17 protein-coding genes are annotated in these 15,767 nt (G+C 75.6%); 5 read left to right on the top strand and 12 right to left on the bottom strand.

All coding sequences use genetic code 11. The annotated features are described in order from the left end of the window. Position 1 precedes the first annotated feature (1 nt). The 3 genes from ACI79A_RS05510 to ACI79A_RS05500 all read right to left on the bottom strand — a co-directional run bounded on the left by ACI79A_RS05510 (position 2) and on the right by ACI79A_RS05500 (position 2,695). Positions 2–304: a thiamine-binding protein gene (locus ACI79A_RS05510; RefSeq protein WP_457080776.1), complete on the bottom strand. Its 303-nt coding sequence runs from the start codon at positions 302–304 to the stop codon at positions 2–4. Then, positions 301–2,223 (bottom strand): 1-deoxy-D-xylulose-5-phosphate synthase, encoded by a 1,923-nt coding sequence (gene dxs / locus ACI79A_RS05505; protein WP_457080774.1) that lies wholly within the window; start codon positions 2,221–2,223, stop codon positions 301–303. Before dxs ends, ACI79A_RS05510 begins: the two co-directional genes overlap by 4 nt. A 103-nt stretch (positions 2,224–2,326) precedes the next feature. Then, positions 2,327–2,695: a hypothetical protein gene (locus ACI79A_RS05500; RefSeq protein WP_457080772.1), complete on the bottom strand. Its 369-nt coding sequence runs from the start codon at positions 2,693–2,695 to the stop codon at positions 2,327–2,329. 295 nt (positions 2,696–2,990) lie between these two features. Here ACI79A_RS05500 and ACI79A_RS05495 point away from each other — a divergent pair, with 295 nt between their 5' ends. Then, positions 2,991–3,899, top strand: a complete 909-nt coding sequence (locus ACI79A_RS05495; RefSeq protein ID WP_457080770.1) for an SGNH/GDSL hydrolase family protein — start codon at positions 2,991–2,993, stop codon at positions 3,897–3,899. 131 nt (positions 3,900–4,030) lie between these two features. Here ACI79A_RS05495 and ACI79A_RS05490 read toward each other — a convergent pair whose 3' ends face one another. Further along, positions 4,031–5,323, bottom strand: coding sequence for a class I SAM-dependent RNA methyltransferase (locus ACI79A_RS05490; RefSeq protein ID WP_457080768.1), 1,293 nt, complete (start codon positions 5,321–5,323; stop codon positions 4,031–4,033). Then, positions 5,316–7,358 carry an APC family permease gene (locus ACI79A_RS05485; RefSeq protein ID WP_457080766.1) on the bottom strand — a complete coding sequence of 681 codons (2,043 nt, stop codon included), beginning with the start codon at positions 7,356–7,358 and terminating at the stop codon, positions 5,316–5,318. The genes ACI79A_RS05490 and ACI79A_RS05485 overlap by 8 nt, the downstream gene beginning before the upstream one ends. 188 nt (positions 7,359–7,546) lie before the next feature. On the opposite strand from ACI79A_RS05485, the gene ACI79A_RS05480 reads away from it, so the two are divergent. Beyond that, a complete protein-coding gene (locus ACI79A_RS05480) occupies positions 7,547–8,218 on the top strand; it encodes a potassium channel family protein (RefSeq protein WP_457080763.1) in 672 nt (223 codons plus the stop codon). Next, entirely contained in the window at positions 8,218–8,886 is a 669-nt protein-coding gene (locus tag ACI79A_RS05475) for a potassium channel family protein (protein ID WP_457080761.1), read from the top strand. Before ACI79A_RS05480 ends, ACI79A_RS05475 begins: the two co-directional genes overlap by 1 nt. Before the next feature lie 109 nt (positions 8,887–8,995). On the opposite strand, the gene ACI79A_RS05470 is transcribed toward ACI79A_RS05475, so the two are convergent. The 7 genes from ACI79A_RS05470 to ACI79A_RS05440 all read right to left on the bottom strand — a co-directional run bounded on the left by ACI79A_RS05470 (position 8,996) and on the right by ACI79A_RS05440 (position 13,795). Continuing rightward, on the bottom strand, positions 8,996–9,811 hold the full coding sequence (locus tag ACI79A_RS05470; protein WP_457080759.1) for a DUF3159 domain-containing protein: 816 nt from the start codon (positions 9,809–9,811) through the stop codon (positions 8,996–8,998). After that, complete coding sequence (locus ACI79A_RS05465) at positions 9,808–10,212, bottom strand: OB-fold nucleic acid binding domain-containing protein (protein WP_457080757.1); 405 nt, start codon at positions 10,210–10,212, stop codon at positions 9,808–9,810. The genes ACI79A_RS05470 and ACI79A_RS05465 overlap by 4 nt, the downstream gene beginning before the upstream one ends. Continuing rightward, complete coding sequence (locus ACI79A_RS05460) at positions 10,209–11,006, bottom strand: alpha/beta hydrolase family protein (RefSeq protein WP_457080755.1); 798 nt, start codon at positions 11,004–11,006, stop codon at positions 10,209–10,211. The genes ACI79A_RS05465 and ACI79A_RS05460 overlap by 4 nt, the downstream gene beginning before the upstream one ends. Continuing rightward, on the bottom strand, positions 11,003–11,740 hold the full coding sequence (locus ACI79A_RS05455) for a DUF3710 domain-containing protein (protein WP_457080753.1): 738 nt from the start codon (positions 11,738–11,740) through the stop codon (positions 11,003–11,005). The genes ACI79A_RS05460 and ACI79A_RS05455 overlap by 4 nt, the downstream gene beginning before the upstream one ends. Position 11,741: 1 nt before the next feature. Then, the gene (gene dut / locus ACI79A_RS05450) at positions 11,742–12,278 is read right to left on the bottom strand and encodes a dUTP diphosphatase (protein WP_457080751.1); all 537 of its coding nucleotides are present in this window, start codon (positions 12,276–12,278) and stop codon (positions 11,742–11,744) included. A gap of 27 nt (positions 12,279–12,305) precedes the next feature. Beyond that, positions 12,306–13,217, bottom strand: a complete 912-nt coding sequence (locus ACI79A_RS05445; protein WP_457080749.1) for a hypothetical protein — start codon at positions 13,215–13,217, stop codon at positions 12,306–12,308. Between the two features lie 278 nt (positions 13,218–13,495). Further along, entirely contained in the window at positions 13,496–13,795 is a 300-nt protein-coding gene (locus ACI79A_RS05440; RefSeq protein WP_457080747.1) for a DUF4193 domain-containing protein, read from the bottom strand. A 273-nt stretch (positions 13,796–14,068) separates the two neighbouring features. Here ACI79A_RS05440 and ACI79A_RS05435 point away from each other — a divergent pair, with 273 nt between their 5' ends. Together ACI79A_RS05435 and ACI79A_RS05430 are read left to right on the top strand one after the other, a co-directional pair. Further along, complete coding sequence (locus tag ACI79A_RS05435; protein ID WP_457080745.1) at positions 14,069–15,115, top strand: phosphotransferase family protein; 1,047 nt, start codon at positions 14,069–14,071, stop codon at positions 15,113–15,115. 30 nt (positions 15,116–15,145) lie between these two features. Continuing rightward, a complete protein-coding gene (locus ACI79A_RS05430; RefSeq protein ID WP_457080742.1) occupies positions 15,146–15,688 on the top strand; it encodes a LytR C-terminal domain-containing protein in 543 nt (180 codons plus the stop codon). Positions 15,689–15,767: the final 79 nt, after the last annotated feature.

The raw sequence follows: 15,767 nt of genomic DNA, 5'->3' as shown, positions 1-15,767 counted from the left end.
GTCAGCGGAACTTGTGGGTCAGCGACTCCATCGTGCGCTGCACGGAGGCGATCTTGACGTGCGACAGCCCGCCGTCGGCGCCGGCCAGCATCATCGCCTCGTGGGCGGCGCGGAGGGTGTCCCAGACGACGTCCGCCGGGCCCTCCAGCGTGGTGCCCAGCGCACCGACCTCGTACCGGAGCCCCGACCCGGCGATCGCGCCGATCGCCGCCTCGACGTGCGCGTGCGGGTCGTCCGCGGTGCCCGGCGGTGAGGGCGCGACCTGGATCTCGGCGATCACCCACTCGCCGCTGGGCTCGGTCACTGCTGCTGGCCCTCGACGTCGGCCACCCGGTTCTCCCCGGCGCTCCGGTCGGCGACCCGGGCCGCCCACTCGACGATCCGGCGGGCGACGTCCTGCTCGGTCAGCCCGGCGTCGGCCAGCACCTGACCGCGGCTGCCGTGGTCGAAGAAGCGCTGCGGCAGGCCCAGGGTGCGCACCGGCACGTCACAGTCGCGGTCCTGCAGCGCCTGGCTGAGCGTCGTCCCCACGCCGCCGGCGCGGCCGCCGTCCTCGACGGTGACGACCAGCCGGTGCTCACCGGCGAGGGAGACCAGCTCGTCGGCGACCGGCAGCACCCACCGCGGGTCGACGACCGTCACGTCGATGCCGTGGTCGGCGGCGCGCTCGGCGACCGCGAGGCACATCGGCACCAGCGAGCCGACGGCGACCAGCAGCACCTCCGGCGTCGCCGCCCGGCGCAGCACGTCGACGGGACCGCGGCGCTCGAGCGCGGGCACCTCGACCGGCAGGGCGCCCTTGGGGAAGCGGACGACGGTGGGCGCGTCGGCGACCTCCATCGACTCCCGCAGCGCCTCGCGCAGCGTCGGCTCGTCACGCGGCGCGGCCAGGCGCAGGCCGGGGACGACGGAGAGGATCGACATGTCCCACATGCCGTTGTGCGAGGCGCCGTCGGATCCGGTGACCCCGGCCCGGTCGAGCACCACGGTGACCGGCTGCCGGTGCAGCGCGACGTCCATCAGCAGCTGGTCGAACGCCCGGTTGAGGAAGGTCGAGTACACGGCGACGACCGGGTGCAGCCCGGCCATCGCCAGCCCGGCGGCCGAGGTCAGCGCGTGCTGCTCGGCGATGCCGACGTCGTAGGTGCGCTCGGGGAACCGCTCGGCGAACGGCGCCAGCCCGGTCGGGTGCAGCATCGCGGCGGTGATCGCGACGACGTCGGAACGCTCGGTGCCGATGCGCACCAGCTCGTCGGCGAAGACGTCGGTCCACTCCGGCCCCTTGGCCGCCGACGAGAGCCCGCTGTCGGGCTCGAAGACCCCGGTGGAGTGCCAGGCGTCGACGGTGTCGGTCTCCGCCGGCGGGTAGCCGAACCCCTTGGTGGTGACCGCGTGCACGATGACCGGCCCCCCGAAGGAGCGGGCCCGGCGCAGCGCGTGCTCCATCATCTCGACGTCGTGGCCGTCGACCGGGCCGACGTACTTCATGCCGAGGTCCTCGAACATGCCCTGCGGGGACAGGACGTCCTTGAGGCCCTTCTTGATCGCGTGCAGCGCGTCGTAGAGCTTCGTGCCCACCACCGGCGCCTTGTGCAGCGCCTGCCGGACGGCGGCCAGCGCCTCCTCGTAGCCCGGTCGCAGCCGCAGGCTGGCCAGCGCGTCGGCGACGCCGCCGATGGTCGGCGAGTAGGAGCGGCCGTTGTCGTTGACCACGATGACCACCGGGCGGTCCTGGGCGGCGGCGATGTTGTTCAGCGCCTCCCAGGCCATGCCGCCGGTCAGCGCGCCGTCGCCGATGACCGCGGCCACCGGCCGCACGTCGCCGCGGACGGCGAAGGCCTTGGCCAGCCCGTCGGCGTAGGACAGCGAGGTGGAGGCGTGGCTGTTCTCCACCCAGTCGTGCTCGCTCTCGGCCCGGCTCGGGTAGCCGGACAGGCCGCCGCGCTGGCGCAGCTGGGCGAAGCCGTCGAGCCGCCCGGTGAGCAGCTTGTGCACGTAGGCCTGGTGCCCGGTGTCGAAGACGATCGGCTCGCGCGGGGAGTCGAAGACCCGGTGCAGCGCGATGGTCAGCTCGACCGCGCCCAGGTTGGGGCCGAGGTGCCCGCCGGTCTTCGCCACGCTGGCGACCAGCGCGTCGCGGATCTCGGCGGCCAGGACCGGCAGCTGGTCCGGTCGCAACGCCCGGAGGTCGGCGGGCCCGGTCAGCGAGCTGAGCAACGACACGACGGGGCAGGGTCCTCTCGACGACGACGGCGCCCGGGAGGGCACTGCCGGTGGGATCCCAACTGTAGCCGCGAACCGGCGACCTGCCCGGCGAGCAGCGGATCTACAGCCGGGGCACCCAGCGTTCGCCGCGCAGCGCCCCGGCGACCACCTCGACGCCCCGGGCCGCGCGGCCCAGCCGGGCGCCCTCCCGCTCGTAGGCGGTCATCGCCGCCTCCATGGCGTCGGGCGGCAACTGGTCGGCCAGCTCCACCCGCACCGTCCGCCAGCCGGCGCGGGCGGCCTCCAGGCCGGCGGCGACGTGGTCGGCGGCGAAGCGGGCGAGCAGCACCGGGTACCGGCGCAGCACCTCGTGGGCGCGGTAGTCCGGCGGCACCAGGTCGTAGAGCCAGGCGACGGCGGTCCGCTCCCAGTCAGGGGCGCCCGGCGGCGCGACCTCGTCCGGCCACCCCGGTGGCAGTGCGTCGCTCACCGGACCAGTGTGCGGCCGACCGGACCGCAGCCCGACACCGGATCGCACGTGTGTTCGAAGCGTGACCTCGCGGGCACCCGCCGCCGACGCCCGGCCGGCCGGCGAGACGCGCCGTCGCACCGGACCGCAGGTCGCCCCGGGTCCCGGCGGGCGGCTCTAGACTCTGCGACGAGCCGACCCCTGCACGTCGCCGTAGCTGGCCGCCGTCCGTCCAGCTCCTGCCCCACTCCCAGGAGCCGTTCGCCCCGATGCGCCGCCCGAGGACGATCGACCACCGCCCACCCCGCCCCGCTCGATGAGCCGCCGGCAACCGCGCCTGACCCGGCGGGAAGTGCTCGCCTCGGCCGTGGGCCTGGGCGCGGGGGCTGCAGCCGCGGCCGCCGGTCTCTCCGCCGCCACCGGCCGCACGTCGCAGGCACCGGCGATCCGGCGGTCCACCTCACCGCAGCCCGCGGAGACACCGGTCGTGGCGACGCCGGCCGAGGAGCCGCAGCCGCCCCTCGAGATCCTGTGGACCGCATTGCGGCAGCGCCGGACGACGCCGTGCCGGCTGGTCTTCGCTGGGTCGTCCACGACTGCGGGAGCGTCGGCCAGCGACGCCGCGCACCGCTTCGTGACCCTCATCGCCGACGCTCTCCAGGTCGCCCACCCCAGCGGCACCGGCGTCGAGTGGCCGGTGCAGACCTCGCCGTCGGCGGACTTCGGTGTCCCGTCGGCCGCCGCAGGCGTGCACGTGTACAACGCCGGCGAAGGAGGCACCCGCAGCTCCGACTACCTCCGCCCACCCAAGATCGAGCGCGTCGCCGGCCTCCGGCCAGCCGCGGTCGTGCACATGATCGGCGCCAACGACTTCCGGACCAACGTCACCCCGGACGCCTACCGCAGCGCCATGGCGCAGTCGCTGGGCACCCTGCGGGAACTCTCCCCCGGCCCGTGCGTCCACGTCCTGGTGCACTCCTACCAGCCGGTCGACGCCCCGGCCCGGTCAGCGCGCCACCCGTGGGCGGCGTACGGGGAGGTCCTCCGCGACCTCGCCGAACGGGAGGAGGACTCGGTCTTCATCGACCTGTCGGAGTCCTACCGCCGGCTCGGTGTCCCCGGCGACGACCCGCTCAGCCTGCTCAGCCCCGACCGGCTCCACCAGACCGACACGGGGCACGCCCTCATGGCCGAGCTACTGCTGCGCGAGCTGCGGCCCCGCTGACGCAGGCGCCGAGCCCTCCCGGAACGGCACCGCCCCCATCCGTGCGGCACCTCCCGGGACGGCGGCGGACGAGACCTGCGACCTGGGGCCCTCCCGCCGACCGCGGAGCCCGAGATCGCAGCTCTCGTTGCTCAACCCGCGGGAACCAGCAGCGCGACGCACTCCACGTGGGCGGTCATCGGGAAGGCGTCGAAGGCGCGCACGTCCGCCAGCCGGTACCCGGCCCGGCCGAACGCGGCGACGTCCCGCGCCAGCGAGGCCGGGTCGCAGGCCACGTAGACGACCGCGCGCGGGGACGCCGCGGCGATCACCCGGCTCACCTCCGGTCCGGCACCCGCCCGCGGCGGGTCCAGCACGACGACGTCGGGACGCCCCAGGTCGCCCAGCAGCTCGGTCAGCCCGGCGGCGTCGACGTCGCCCTGCCAGACCTCGGCCTGGGGCAGATCGGCCAGGTTGGCGTCGGCGGCGGCGCAGGCGGCCTCGTCGGACTCCACGCACACCACCCGCCCGCGCTCCCCCACCGCGGGCGCCAGCGCGCCACCGAAGAGACCGGCGCCGGCGTAGAGGTCCAGCACCGTCTCCTCCGGCTGCGCCGCGGCGAACTCCCGGACGGCGCCGGCCAGGGCGTCGGCGGCGGCCGGGTGCACCTGCCAGAAGCCGGTGCCCTCGACCTCCCAGTCCCGTCCGCCGGCGGTGCGCTGCGCGCGGCCGGCCGGCTCCTCCGGGACGTCGGCGCCCGGGCGCAGCACCTGGGTCTCCAGCGGCCGGCCGCGGCGGTCCAGCGTCGTGGTCGTCACCACCCCGGCCGAGTCCAGCGCGACGTCCACGGCGCCGGCGTCCAGCCAGCGGCGGGACAGCACCGCCTGCGCGGCGGGCTCGGCGGTGATCGGGCAGTCGTCGAGCGGGACGACGTCGTGCGAGCGGTGCCGACGCAACCCGGGCGACCCGGTGCGGTCGACGGCGAACCGGGCCCGCGACCGCCAGCGCAGCGGCCCTCCGGGCAGCGGCTCGACGGCCACGTCGACGTCCAGCCCGGCCAGCCGGGACAGCTGCTCCCGGACGACGTCGGACTTCAGCCGGAGCTGGCCCTCGTGGCTGACGTGCTGCCAGTCGCACCCGCCGCAGCGCCCCGGCCCGCTGTACGGGCAGGGCCGCTCGACCCGGTCGGCCGCGGCCTCGATCACCTCGACGGCGTCGGCACGGCAGAAGCCCTTCTGCCGGTCCTCGGTGACCTCGACGACGACCCGCTCGCCGGGCAGCGTGTGCCGGACGAACACCACCCGGCCCTCGTGCCGGGCAACGCAGTGCCCGCCGTGCGCGACCGGGCCCACGGTCACCTCGAAGCGGCGGCCCGTCCATCCACCGGACGAGTCCGGCGCCTGGCGCTGCGTCCGGGCCGGAGGCCGTCGGCGGCGCTCAGCCATAAGGAGTGGGCTCGCTCTCGTCGGTCAGCCCGCGGCGCAGGTCCCCGGGCGCCGGGCCGGCGCCCGCAGCGGGCTCACGCTCGCGGTCGACCGAGCTCTCCAGCTGCCACGGCACGCTGGTGATCATCACGCCGGGCTGGAACTGCAGCCGGGTGCGCAGCCGCAGCGCGCTCTGGTTGTGCAGCACGTTCTCCCACCAGTGGCCGACGACGTACTGGGGGACGAACACCACCACCAGCTCCCGCGGGCTGGCGCGGCGGATGTCCTTGACGAAGTCGACGACCGGCCGGGTGATCTCCCGGTAGGGCGACTCCAGCACGGTGAGGGGGACGGGGATGTCGTAGCGGTCCCAGTCGGCCTGCAGTGCCCGCGTCTCGGCGTCGTCGACGTTGACGGTGAGCGCGGTCAGCACGTCCGGGCGGGTGGCCCGGGCGAACGCCAGCGCCCGCAGCGTGGGCTTGTGCACCTTGGAGACGAGCACCACCGCGTGCACCCTGCTCGGCAGCGTGCGGGCGTCGGTGTCGGGCACCAGCTGCCGGGAGACGTTCGAGTAGTGCCGGTTGATCGCCCGCATCAGCAGGAAGATGAACGGCATCACCAGGATGACCAGCCACGCCCCGTGGGTGAACTTCGTGATCACGATGATCACCAGCACGACCGAGGTCAGCGACCCGCCGATGGTGTTGATCAGCTGGGAGCGGCGCATCCGGGCCCGCTCCTGGCGGTCCTCGGTGCCCCGCAGCTCCCGGTTCCAGTGCCGCACCATCCCCCACTGCCCGATGCTGAAGCTGGTGAAGACGCCCACGATGTACATCTGGATCAGCCGGTTGGGGTCGGCGTCGAACCCGACGATGAGCAGCGCCGCGAAACCGGCCAGCAGCAGGATGCCGTTGCTGTAGACCAACTTGTCCCCGCGGGTGTGCAGCTGGCGGGGCATGAACCGGTCCTGGGCGAGCACCGAACCCAGCAGCGGGAACCCGTTGAACGCGGTGTTGGCCGCCAGGATCAGCACCATCGCGGTGGCCGCCTGGATGTAGAAGAAGCCGACCGACGTGTCCCCGCCGAACGTCGCCGCGGCGAGCTGGGCGATGACGGTGCGCTGCGGGTCGGTCTCGCAGTCGCCCGGGAAGCCGACCAGGTCGCAGGTGTGCTCGGCGTACTTGACGTCGGCGAGCAGGGCCAGGGCCGTCACCCCGGCGAACATCGTCGCCGCGATGCCGCCCATCAGGGCCAGCGTGGTGGCGGCGTTCTTGCCCTTGGGCGGTCGGAAGGCCGGCACCCCGTTGGCGATCGCCTCCACACCGGTCAGCGCGGTGCACCCGGAGGCGAAGGCACGCAGCGCGAAGAAGACGAGCGCCAGCCCGGCCAGGTTCTCGTAGCCGGGCTCCGGGGTGATCGACCAGCCGGCGCTCTCGGCGACCACCGGGGAGTCGGTCATGAAGTCCCGGATCAGCCCGGTGACGATCATGACCATGATCCCGGCGACGAACAGGTACGTCGGGACGGCGAACGTCCGCCCCGACTCGCGCAGCCCGCGCAGGTTGGCCGCGGCCAGCAACGCCACCAGGCCGACGGCGATGAGCACCCGGTGCTCGTTCAGCGTCGGGAACGCCGAGATGATGTTGTCGGTGCCCGCCGTCACCGACACCGCCACGGTGAGCACGTAGTCGGTGAGCAGCGCGCTGGCCACGGTGAGCCCGGCGAACTGGCCGTGGTTCCTCATCGCGACCTCGTAGTCGCCGCCACCGGAGGGGTAGGCGCGCACCACCTGCCGGTAGGACAGCACGACCACGGTGAGCAGGAGCACCACCACCACGGCCAGCCACGGGGCCAGGAACAGGAAGGCCGTGCCGGCCAGCGTGAGCACGATCAGGATCTCCTGGGTGGCGTAGGCCACGGAGGAGAGCGGGTCGCTGGCGAAGATGGGCAGCGCCAGGTGCTTGGGCAGCAGCGACTCACCGACCCGGTCGCTGCGCAACGGTCGGCCCAGGACGAGTCGCTTCGGGAGTTGTCCGAGGTCGGACAGGGATGGCACGGCGGCGATGGTACGGACGCACCGCGCCGCTGAGCGCCACGACGGGGCGACCTCACTCACACGGGCCCCCGGCGCGTCGGCAGCGGCCCTGCGCACCCACCCCGGCGCTCCTGCGGGTGTAGCTTCGCCCGCTGGAGCCCGGGCACGGTGCGCTCGGGCACGAGATGTCGATCAGGCGGGGTGGGACAGTGCACGTGGTCGTGATGGGCTGCGGCCGCGTCGGGTCGGCGATCGCCCGGCGCCTGGAGACGATCGGGCACAGCGTCGCGGTCATCGACCAGGACCCGGAGGCGTTCCGCCGGCTCGGCCCGGAGTTCGGTGGCCGGCAGGTGACCGGGCTCGGCTTCGACCGGCAGACGCTGCTCGACGCCGGCATCGACTCCGCCGGCGCCTTCGCCGCGGTCAGCAGCGGCGACAACTCCAACATCATCAGCGCCCGGGTGGCCCGGGAGACCTTCGGCGTCGAGCACGTCGTGGCGCGCATCTACGACTCCAAGCGCGCGGAGGTCTACGAGCGGATGGGCATCCCGAGCGTGGCCACCGTCCCGTGGACGGTGAACCGGCTCATGCGCGAGCTGCTCTCGGTCAAGGTCACCGAGATCTGGCGCGAGCCCACCGGACAGGTGCTGCTCATGCGGGTCACCGTCACCGACAGCTGGGTGGGCCGGCGGCTCACCGAGCTGGAGGCCGCCTCCGGCGCCCGCGCCGCCTGGCTGCTCCGGTTCGGCGAGGCCCAGCTCCCCACCCCGGCCACCGTGCTGCAGACCGGCGACCACCTGGTCGTCGCTGCCACCGACGACATCACCGACCGCGTGCACGACGCGATGAACCAGGCACCGGCCGCAGGAGGGCAGCGCTGATGCGCGTCGCCATCGTGGGGGCCGGGGCCGTCGGCCGCTCCATCGCCACCGAGCTGCTCGGCAACGGGCACAGCGTGATGCTCATCGAGCGCAACGGCTCGCGGGTCAAGCCCAAGGCCGTGCCGGGCGCCGAGTGGGTGCAGGCCGACGCCTGCGAGGTCTCCTCGCTGGAGGAGGCCCAGCTCGCCACCTGCGACGTGGTCATCGCCGCCACCGGTGACGACAAGGCCAACCTGGTCGTCTCCCTGCTGGCCAAGACCGAGTTCGCGGTCAACCGCGTCGTCGCCCGGGTCAAGGACCCGCGCAACGAGTGGCTCTACACCGAGGCCTGGGGCGTCGACGTCGCCGTCTCCACCCCGCGGGTGCTCGCCGCCCTGGTCGAGGAGGCGGTCACCGTCGGCGACGTCGTCCGGCTGATGAGCTTCCGCAAGGGGGCGGCGAACCTGGTGGAGATCACGCTGGCCGAGGACACCCCCTGGGTGGGCCGGCCGCTGCGTGAGGTGCCGCTGCCCCGGGAGACCGTGCTGACCACGATCCTGCGCGGTGACCGGGTGATCACCCCGGCCCCCGACGAGCCGCTGGAGGCGGGCGACGAGCTGCTGTTCGTCACCCACGGCGACATCGAGGAGGAGCTCCAGCGGATCCTCTGCCCCGACGGCAGCTGTTGATCGAAGAGGGAAGGACCCCGTCCTCATCCCTCGCAGGCTCGGGCCGAGCCGCTGGACGAGGCCTGACCCCACGCCTCGCGAGCTCGGCGCGGGCCCCTGAGGGTGGCCGTCAAGCGGGGCGCTGCTCCTGGTCGGGAGTCGACCGCGGAGCGCGGTGGCGGTGCAGACGGGCCACCACCCACAGCGTGACGACCAGCTGGACGGCGGTCACCGGCAGGCCCAGCACCACCGACGAGGTGCCCAGCCAGCCCACCTCGTCCTGCCAGTAGAAGAGGCCCTGGACCGCGGCGCGCAGCAGGAAGACCCCGCCCCACAGCACGGTCAGCCAGGAGTAGGCCCGCAGCATCCGCGGGTCGTCGCGCCAGTGCACCTCCGGAGCGGCGTCCGGCTGCCGCGCCTGGACGACCGCCTCGGCGGCGGCGTCGACGTCGACCGCGGGCACCGGGGTGTGGCGCCCGGGGAGCCGGTCGCGCAGCGAGGGCAACCGGTGGGCCGCCATCGCCCCGAGGTGGCTGGGCGCCAGCCACTCGGCGACCACGCCCACCAAGGGACGGCGGAACGCCAGGGAGCCCAGCAGCACGACGCCGATCCCGACGTTGCGCACGATGCCGAGGACGAAGAAGTCGCGGGCCTCCCCGGTGCGCCAGGCGATGGCGACGGCGACGGCGACGGCGAACAGGCCGCTGATCGCCTGCTGGACGGTCTGCCGCCGGACCAACCGCAGCAGGAACACCACCAGCGCAGCGACGACCGCCGTCCAGATGCCGACCCGCAGGCCGCCGATGGCGTTGGCGACGACGAAGGCGACGGTCGGCAGCGAGGCGTCGACCATGCCGCGCCACCCGCCGAGCTGATCGAGCACCAGGTGCCGGTCGAAGGTGAACGCCTCGTCGTCGGACCGGCCGGCCCCCGACGGGCGGGTCACCCGGCGCTCAGCTCGTACCAGGGGTTGTAGATGACCCGCCGCCCGTCGAACGCCGCGAAGCGGCCCCGGGCGGTCAGTCGCCGGCCGGGCTCGATCCCGGGGATCCGCCGCCGGCCGAGCCAGACGAGGGTGACCGACCCGGAGCCGTCGAACAACTCGGCCTCCAGGGTGGGCACCGTCTCCCGCGGGGTGTAGACGACCGACTTCAGCCGACCGGTGACGGTGACCACCTCACCCTTGCGGCAGTGGCTGAGCGGCTCGCAGCCGGCGGAGGCGACGTCGGACTGCAGGGCCCGGGCGTCGACCTCGTGGTCGTCGGCGGTGAGCTTCTGCAGGGTGCGGGACAGCCAGCCCCGCGCTCCCGGCTGGGCGGCCGGTGCCCCGGCCCTGGTCTCGGTCACGGGTCCAGGGTAGTGCCGCACCGGGCGGCTGTCCGGCGTGTGCTGAGCCACTCGACGGTGCGTCGCCAGGGCTCACCGGCGACGTCGATGAGCGCCATGTGGTCACCGGGCACGAGGTCGACGTCGACCCGGTCACCGGCACGCCGGGCCGCCGCGGCGTACCGCTCGCTGTGCTCCAGCGGGACCGAGGTGTCCTCGGTGCCGTGCACGCACAGCGTCGCGGCACCGGTGGGCGGCAGCCGCATCGGATCGGCCAGCGCGTACCGGTCGGGGACGTCGCCCGGGCCGCCGCCGAGGAGCTCCTGGGCCGCGCCGTTCCCGAGGCCGGCCGCGGCGGCGGCGGCGAGGTCGAGCACGCCGGCCTGCAGCACCGCGGTGGTCACCCGCACCCGGGGGGCGGCGCCGGGCGCGCCTGGCGGCAGCGACCCGCGCCCGGCCAGCCAGGCGGCCAGGTGGCCGCCCGCCGAGTGGCCGACCACCGTCACGTCACCGAGGTCGAGGCGCCCCCGGCCGGGCAGCTCCGCCAGCGCGTCCACGGCCGCCGCGACGTCGGCGAGGGTGGCCGGCCAGCCACCACCGGCACCCACCCGGCGGTACTCGACCGCGACGGCCGCCCAGCCGCGCCCGGCCAGGTCGGCGGCCAGCGGGCGGGCCAGCTCGATGCCGTAGGGGGCACGCCAGAAGCCGCCGTGCACGACCACCGCGACCGGTGCGGGGGCATCGCCGGCCGGCAGGGTGAGCTCGAGGAACTGGTCGGTGGCCGGCCCGTAGCGGTGCACCGCCGGTGCGGTCACCCGGCGGTACCGGCCGGCGGTGCCGCCGGACGGCCGGTCGGCGGTGCCGCCGGGCGGCCCGGCTGCTGCTGGCGGGCCAGCTGCTCGGCCGCCTGCGGCGGCAGGGTGAGGGGCAGCGGGTCGCGCACCGGCATCGGCTGGCTGCCGCGGACCACCACGATCTCCCGGAACGCGCCCTCCAGGGCGGTCGCGTCGCCGTCCGGCGCCGCGGCCGGCCCGCTCAGCAGCCCGCGCAGGAACCACCGCGGGCCGTCGACGCCCAGGAACCGGGCCGCCCGCCGCTCCGGCCTGGGCGGGGCGGGCTGACCGGGCTGCGCCGCCGCGGTGGCCACCACCGTGCCGGTCAGCTCCGCACCGAACGGCCCCTCGGACTCCGCCAGCCGCCCACCCTGGCCGCTGGCGCCGCGGGCCAGCTCCGCGCGGACCTCGTCCCACAGACCGCCCGCCCGCGGCGCGGCGAACGCCGAGACCTGCAGCAGCGACTCCCCCGCCCGCAGGGTGGCAGCGACCACCTGCTGCTGCTGGTTGACCTCCACCCGCAGCTCCATGCCGGGCAGCGCCGGCAGGCGCAACGACCCGAGGTCGATGCGCGGCATCCCGTCGTCCGGGGCGTCGGCGACGTCCCACGGACCGGAGGTCTCCAGCTCGACCCGTTCGCGGACCTGCGGCTCCGGCGGGACACCGCGCTCGCGCAGGGTCCGGTCGATCCGGTTGCGCCGTCGTCCGATGGGCATGTCAGGGCCGTCCTTCCGTGGGGTCTGCGGCCAGCGCCGTGTCGTCTGCGACCAGTGCCGTGGCGCCGCCGGTGGAGCCGTGGCCGCCGCTGCCGCGCTCGCTGCCCGGCAGCTCGGTCACCGGCACGAACCTGGCCCGCACCACCGGCTGCACGACCAGCTGGGCGACCCGGTCACCGCGGGAGAGCCGGAGCGTGGCGCCGGGATCGAGGTTCACGAGGTTCACCTTGATCTCGCCGCGGTACCCGGCGTCGATCGTGCCCGGGGCGTTGACCAGGCTCAGGCCCAGCCGGTGGGCGAGTCCGGAGCGCGGGTGCACGAACCCGGCGTACCCGGCCGGGATGGCCACCGCCACCCCGGTGCCGACGAGCGCCCGCTGGTGCGGGGCGAGCTCGACGTCCTCGGCCAGGCAGAGGTCGGCGCCCGCGTCACCGGGGAGGGCGTAGGCCGGCGCCACCGCACCGGCGGAGGTGAGCAGCACCGGGACGTCGACGGCGTCGTCGGCCGGGGCCGGACGGCCGGGAGGGAGTGCGGACACGCCGCGAGGCTAGCCGCGTGGCGCGGCTCAGGACCGGGGCGGGGGCAGCGGCGTCCGCAGGTCCGCGCGCACCCGCTCGGCCAGCACGGTGGTCGCCTTCCGGTTGCCCCGCGCAGCGAGGGTGGCGCCGACCAGCAACGGCGCCAGGGACCTGGTGCTGCGGGCCAGCCGACGGGTGAGCTGGCGGCGCAGCGCCGCTGCCCCGGCCGAGCCGATCGTCCCGAACAGCCCGCCGGAGGTGGTGGTGCCGACGGCGCGCTGGGTGCTCCAGCTGGCCAGGTAGGCGGAGGCGCGCCGCCGGGCGTCACCGGCGGCCGGCCGCCCGGCGAGCTCGTGCAGCTCGCCGACGAGGACAACCTCGACGGCGGCGGTGAGCGCCGTCTGCGCGCCGAGCTCCAGCGGCACGGCGAGCATCGTCGGCGGGGCGAACCACTGGGCCGCCGCCAGCCCACCCGTGGCCGCGCCGACGGCCCCGGTCAGGCGGGCCGCCCGGGCGACCAGCGCCTCGGCGATCTCCTCGTCGGTGGCGCCGGGGTGGGCGGCGCGCAGCCGCGCCCGGTCCCGGATCGGCAACCGGGGGGCGGCGGCGTCGAGCAGGTCGCCCAGCAGCCCGCCCGGAGCCGTGGCCCCGCGCGACCGGCCGCTGCCGGCAGCGCGGTCGTCCCCGCCCCGGGCCGATCGGGCGGCGCCGGCGATGGCCGCGGCCACCTCCGACAGCACCCGGCCCGCGGCGCCCGCACCGGCCCGGTCCTGCCCCGGGGAGGAGGCCGGGGCCGCCTCCCGGCCCAGCAGTCCGGCGACGGCGTCGGCCAGCGCCCGGGCCGCCGCTCCGAGCCCGGGGCCGACGACCTCGCCGACCAGCGGCTCCTCGGTGGCGCCGACGGGGCGCGCCGGCGGGACGTCCCGCGGCGCGCCGTTCCGGTGACCGGACTCGCTCATCGTCGTCCCCCAGGTGAGGTGCTGGAACGGCCCCGCTGCCGGGCCCCGCCCCGAGCGTACGAGTGGCGGCGGGGCCGGTGACGTGCTGGAACGGCCCCCGCGCAGGGTCCCGCCGCGAGCTCGCGAGCGGCGGGGGGCCGGTGACGTGCTGGAACGGCCCCCGTGCAGGGTCCCGCCGCGAGCTCGCGAGCGGCGGGGGGCCGGTGACGTGCTGGAACGGCCCCCGTGCGGGGTCCCGCCGCGAGCTCGCGAGTGGCGGGGGGCACGGGGGTCCTTCTTCAGGAGCAGTCGCGGCAGAACAGCTGGTCGCCGCGGCTGGAGACCAGCCGGCTGCGGTGCTGCACGAGGAAGCAGCGGGAGCAGGTGAACTCGTCCTCCTGCTTGGGCAGCACCCGGACCGTGAGCTCCTCGTTGGAGAGGTCGGCACCGGGGAGCTCGAGGTTCTCGTTGAAGTCGGTCTCGTCGACGTCGACCGAGGACGACTGCGCCTCCGCGCGGCGGGCCTTGAGCTCCTCGAGGGAGTCCTCCCCGAGCTCGTCGGCCTCGTTGCGGCGGGGGGCGTCGTAGTCGGTGGCCATGGGGTGCCCCTTCTTTCTGTTCATCGCGGGCGTGCTGCCCGTTCGTCGCCGGCGGCGCCGGGGCGCCACCGGCCGGTGGTCCCGGTCGCCGGAGCGGCCGGGTGTCGGTCGCCGGCCGGGGCCCACGGGGTGGGACGCCCGCACTCCGGCAGGCCCCCCAACGTGGTCCGGCCCCGGTTTGTGCCCGCCCGGGCGAGGGCGACACATCGGGCGCGCGGAACGACCGCTGGGCGGCCGCCCAGCACGGGGAGCGCCAGAGGCTACCCTGCGCCGATGGCGACTCCGGTGGGTGTCGATCCGACCGTCCTCGGGCCTCATCTGGCCCGGGTGCTCGGGGACGACGCGTGGCGTTCGGTGCGGGTGGAACTGATCACCGCGGGCATGTCCAACCTCACGTACGTCATCACCCCCGAGGGCGGCTCGGCCGACGACGCACTCGTGCTGCGCCGGCCGCCCACGGGCGCCGTCCTGGCGACCGCGCACGACATGGCGCGGGAGCACCGGGTGATCTCCGCGCTGGCCGGCACCCCGGTGCCGGTGCCCCGGACCGTCCACCTGGAGACCGACCCCGCCGTCCTGGGTGCGCCGTTCTACGTGATGGAGCGGGTGGTCGGCGTGCACGTGGCCACGGACCTGCCGCCCGGCTACGCCGACGAGCCCGACCGGCGCCGGGCGGTGGCCGACGGCCTGGTCGACGTGCTGGCCGACCTGCACGCGGTCGACCCGGCCGCCGTGGGCCTGGCCGACTTCGGCCGGCCGGAGGGGTTCCTGCAGCGGCAGGTGCGCCGCTGGACCACGCAGTGGGAGGCCACCCGGGACACCGACCGCCCGGCCCTGGATGCCCTCGCCGCCGAACTGGCCGCCCGCGTGCCGACGAGCCGACGAGCGGGCATCACCCACGGCGACTACCGGCTGGACAACTGCCTGCTCGACCCGGCCGAGCCGGGCCGGGTGCGGGCGGTGCTGGACTGGGAGATGTCGACCCTGGGCGACCCGCTCACCGACCTGGGCATGCTCTTCGTCTACTGGCCGCAGGCCGGGGAGGACACGGGGTTGACCATCTCGCCGGTGACGACCCTGCCCGGGTTCCCCACCCGCCGGGAGCTGGCCCAGCGGTACGCCGCCCGCGCCGGCGCCGATCTGACCGACCTGTCCTGGTACGTCGGCTTCGCCTGGTTCAAGTTCGCCGCGATCGTCGCCGGCGTGGTGGCGCGCTCCCGCGCCGGCGCGATGGCCGGCAAGGACACCACGGGCTTCGCGGACAAGATCGGCCCCTGCGTGGAGCGGGGACGCGCCGCGCTGGCCGACGGTGCGCTCTGACGATCCCACGCGCCACTAGAGTCACGGGCCGTGAGCGAGCCGGGAAGTGACAGCACGCAGCGTCCCCCCGGCACCCGGGGGCGCAGGCCCCTGCCGGCGCTCGTCTTCCTGCTGGTGCTCGCCCTCGCCGCGCTCGGCGTCTGGTGGAACGTGCTCGGGGACGAGCGGGCCCGGGACCAGGCCGAGGCGGCCGCCTGCAGCCAGGCCGAGGAGGCCCCGCCGTCCCTCGACCCCGCCACGGTGACGCTGCGGGTGCTCAACGCCACCGACCGGGGCGGGCTGGCCGGTGAGGTGTCCGCCGCGCTCGCCGCCCGTGGCTTCGTCGTCGACGAGGTCGCCAACGACGCCAGCGGCGCAGAGGTCACCGGGGTCGGTGAGCTGCGGTTCGGCTCCCGCGGCCGGGAGGCCGCCAGGTTCGTGGAGGTTCACGTACCGGGCGTGACCGACCGCCCCGACACCCGGGCCGACGCCCGGGTCGACGTGGTGCTCGGCCCGGACTTCAACGGGCTCGCCAGCCCCGAGCAGGTCACGGCGGCCCTGGCCCCCGCAGCCGACGCCGACCCCACCTGCTGACGCCCGGCGGCACCGTCCCGCCGCACGTCCGGACGCCCGTCCGGTCAGGCCCTCGTGCCCCCGCCGCGAACTCGCGGTG

Source organism: Modestobacter sp. SYSU DS0657 (assembly GCF_054050925.1).
The sequence above is the reverse complement of the archived record's forward strand: the minus strand, read 5'-3'. Positions and strand labels throughout refer to the sequence as shown.

Coding starts and splice junctions, on each gene's coding strand:
- ACI79A_RS05495 (WP_457080770.1), top strand. CDS start 2,991: ATGAGCCGCCGGCAACCGCGCCTGACCCGGCGGGAAGTGCTCGCCTCG.
- ACI79A_RS05490 (WP_457080768.1), bottom strand. CDS start 5,323: ATGGCTGAGCGCCGCCGACGGCCTCCGGCCCGGACGCAGCGCCAGGCG.
- ACI79A_RS05475 (WP_457080761.1), top strand. CDS start 8,218: ATGCGCGTCGCCATCGTGGGGGCCGGGGCCGTCGGCCGCTCCATCGCC.
- ACI79A_RS05455 (WP_457080753.1), bottom strand. CDS start 11,740: ATGCCCATCGGACGACGGCGCAACCGGATCGACCGGACCCTGCGCGAG.
- ACI79A_RS05445 (WP_457080749.1), bottom strand. CDS start 13,217: ATGAGCGAGTCCGGTCACCGGAACGGCGCGCCGCGGGACGTCCCGCCG.
- ACI79A_RS05440 (WP_457080747.1), bottom strand. CDS start 13,795: ATGGCCACCGACTACGACGCCCCCCGCCGCAACGAGGCCGACGAGCTC.
- ACI79A_RS05435 (WP_457080745.1), top strand. CDS start 14,069: ATGGCGACTCCGGTGGGTGTCGATCCGACCGTCCTCGGGCCTCATCTG.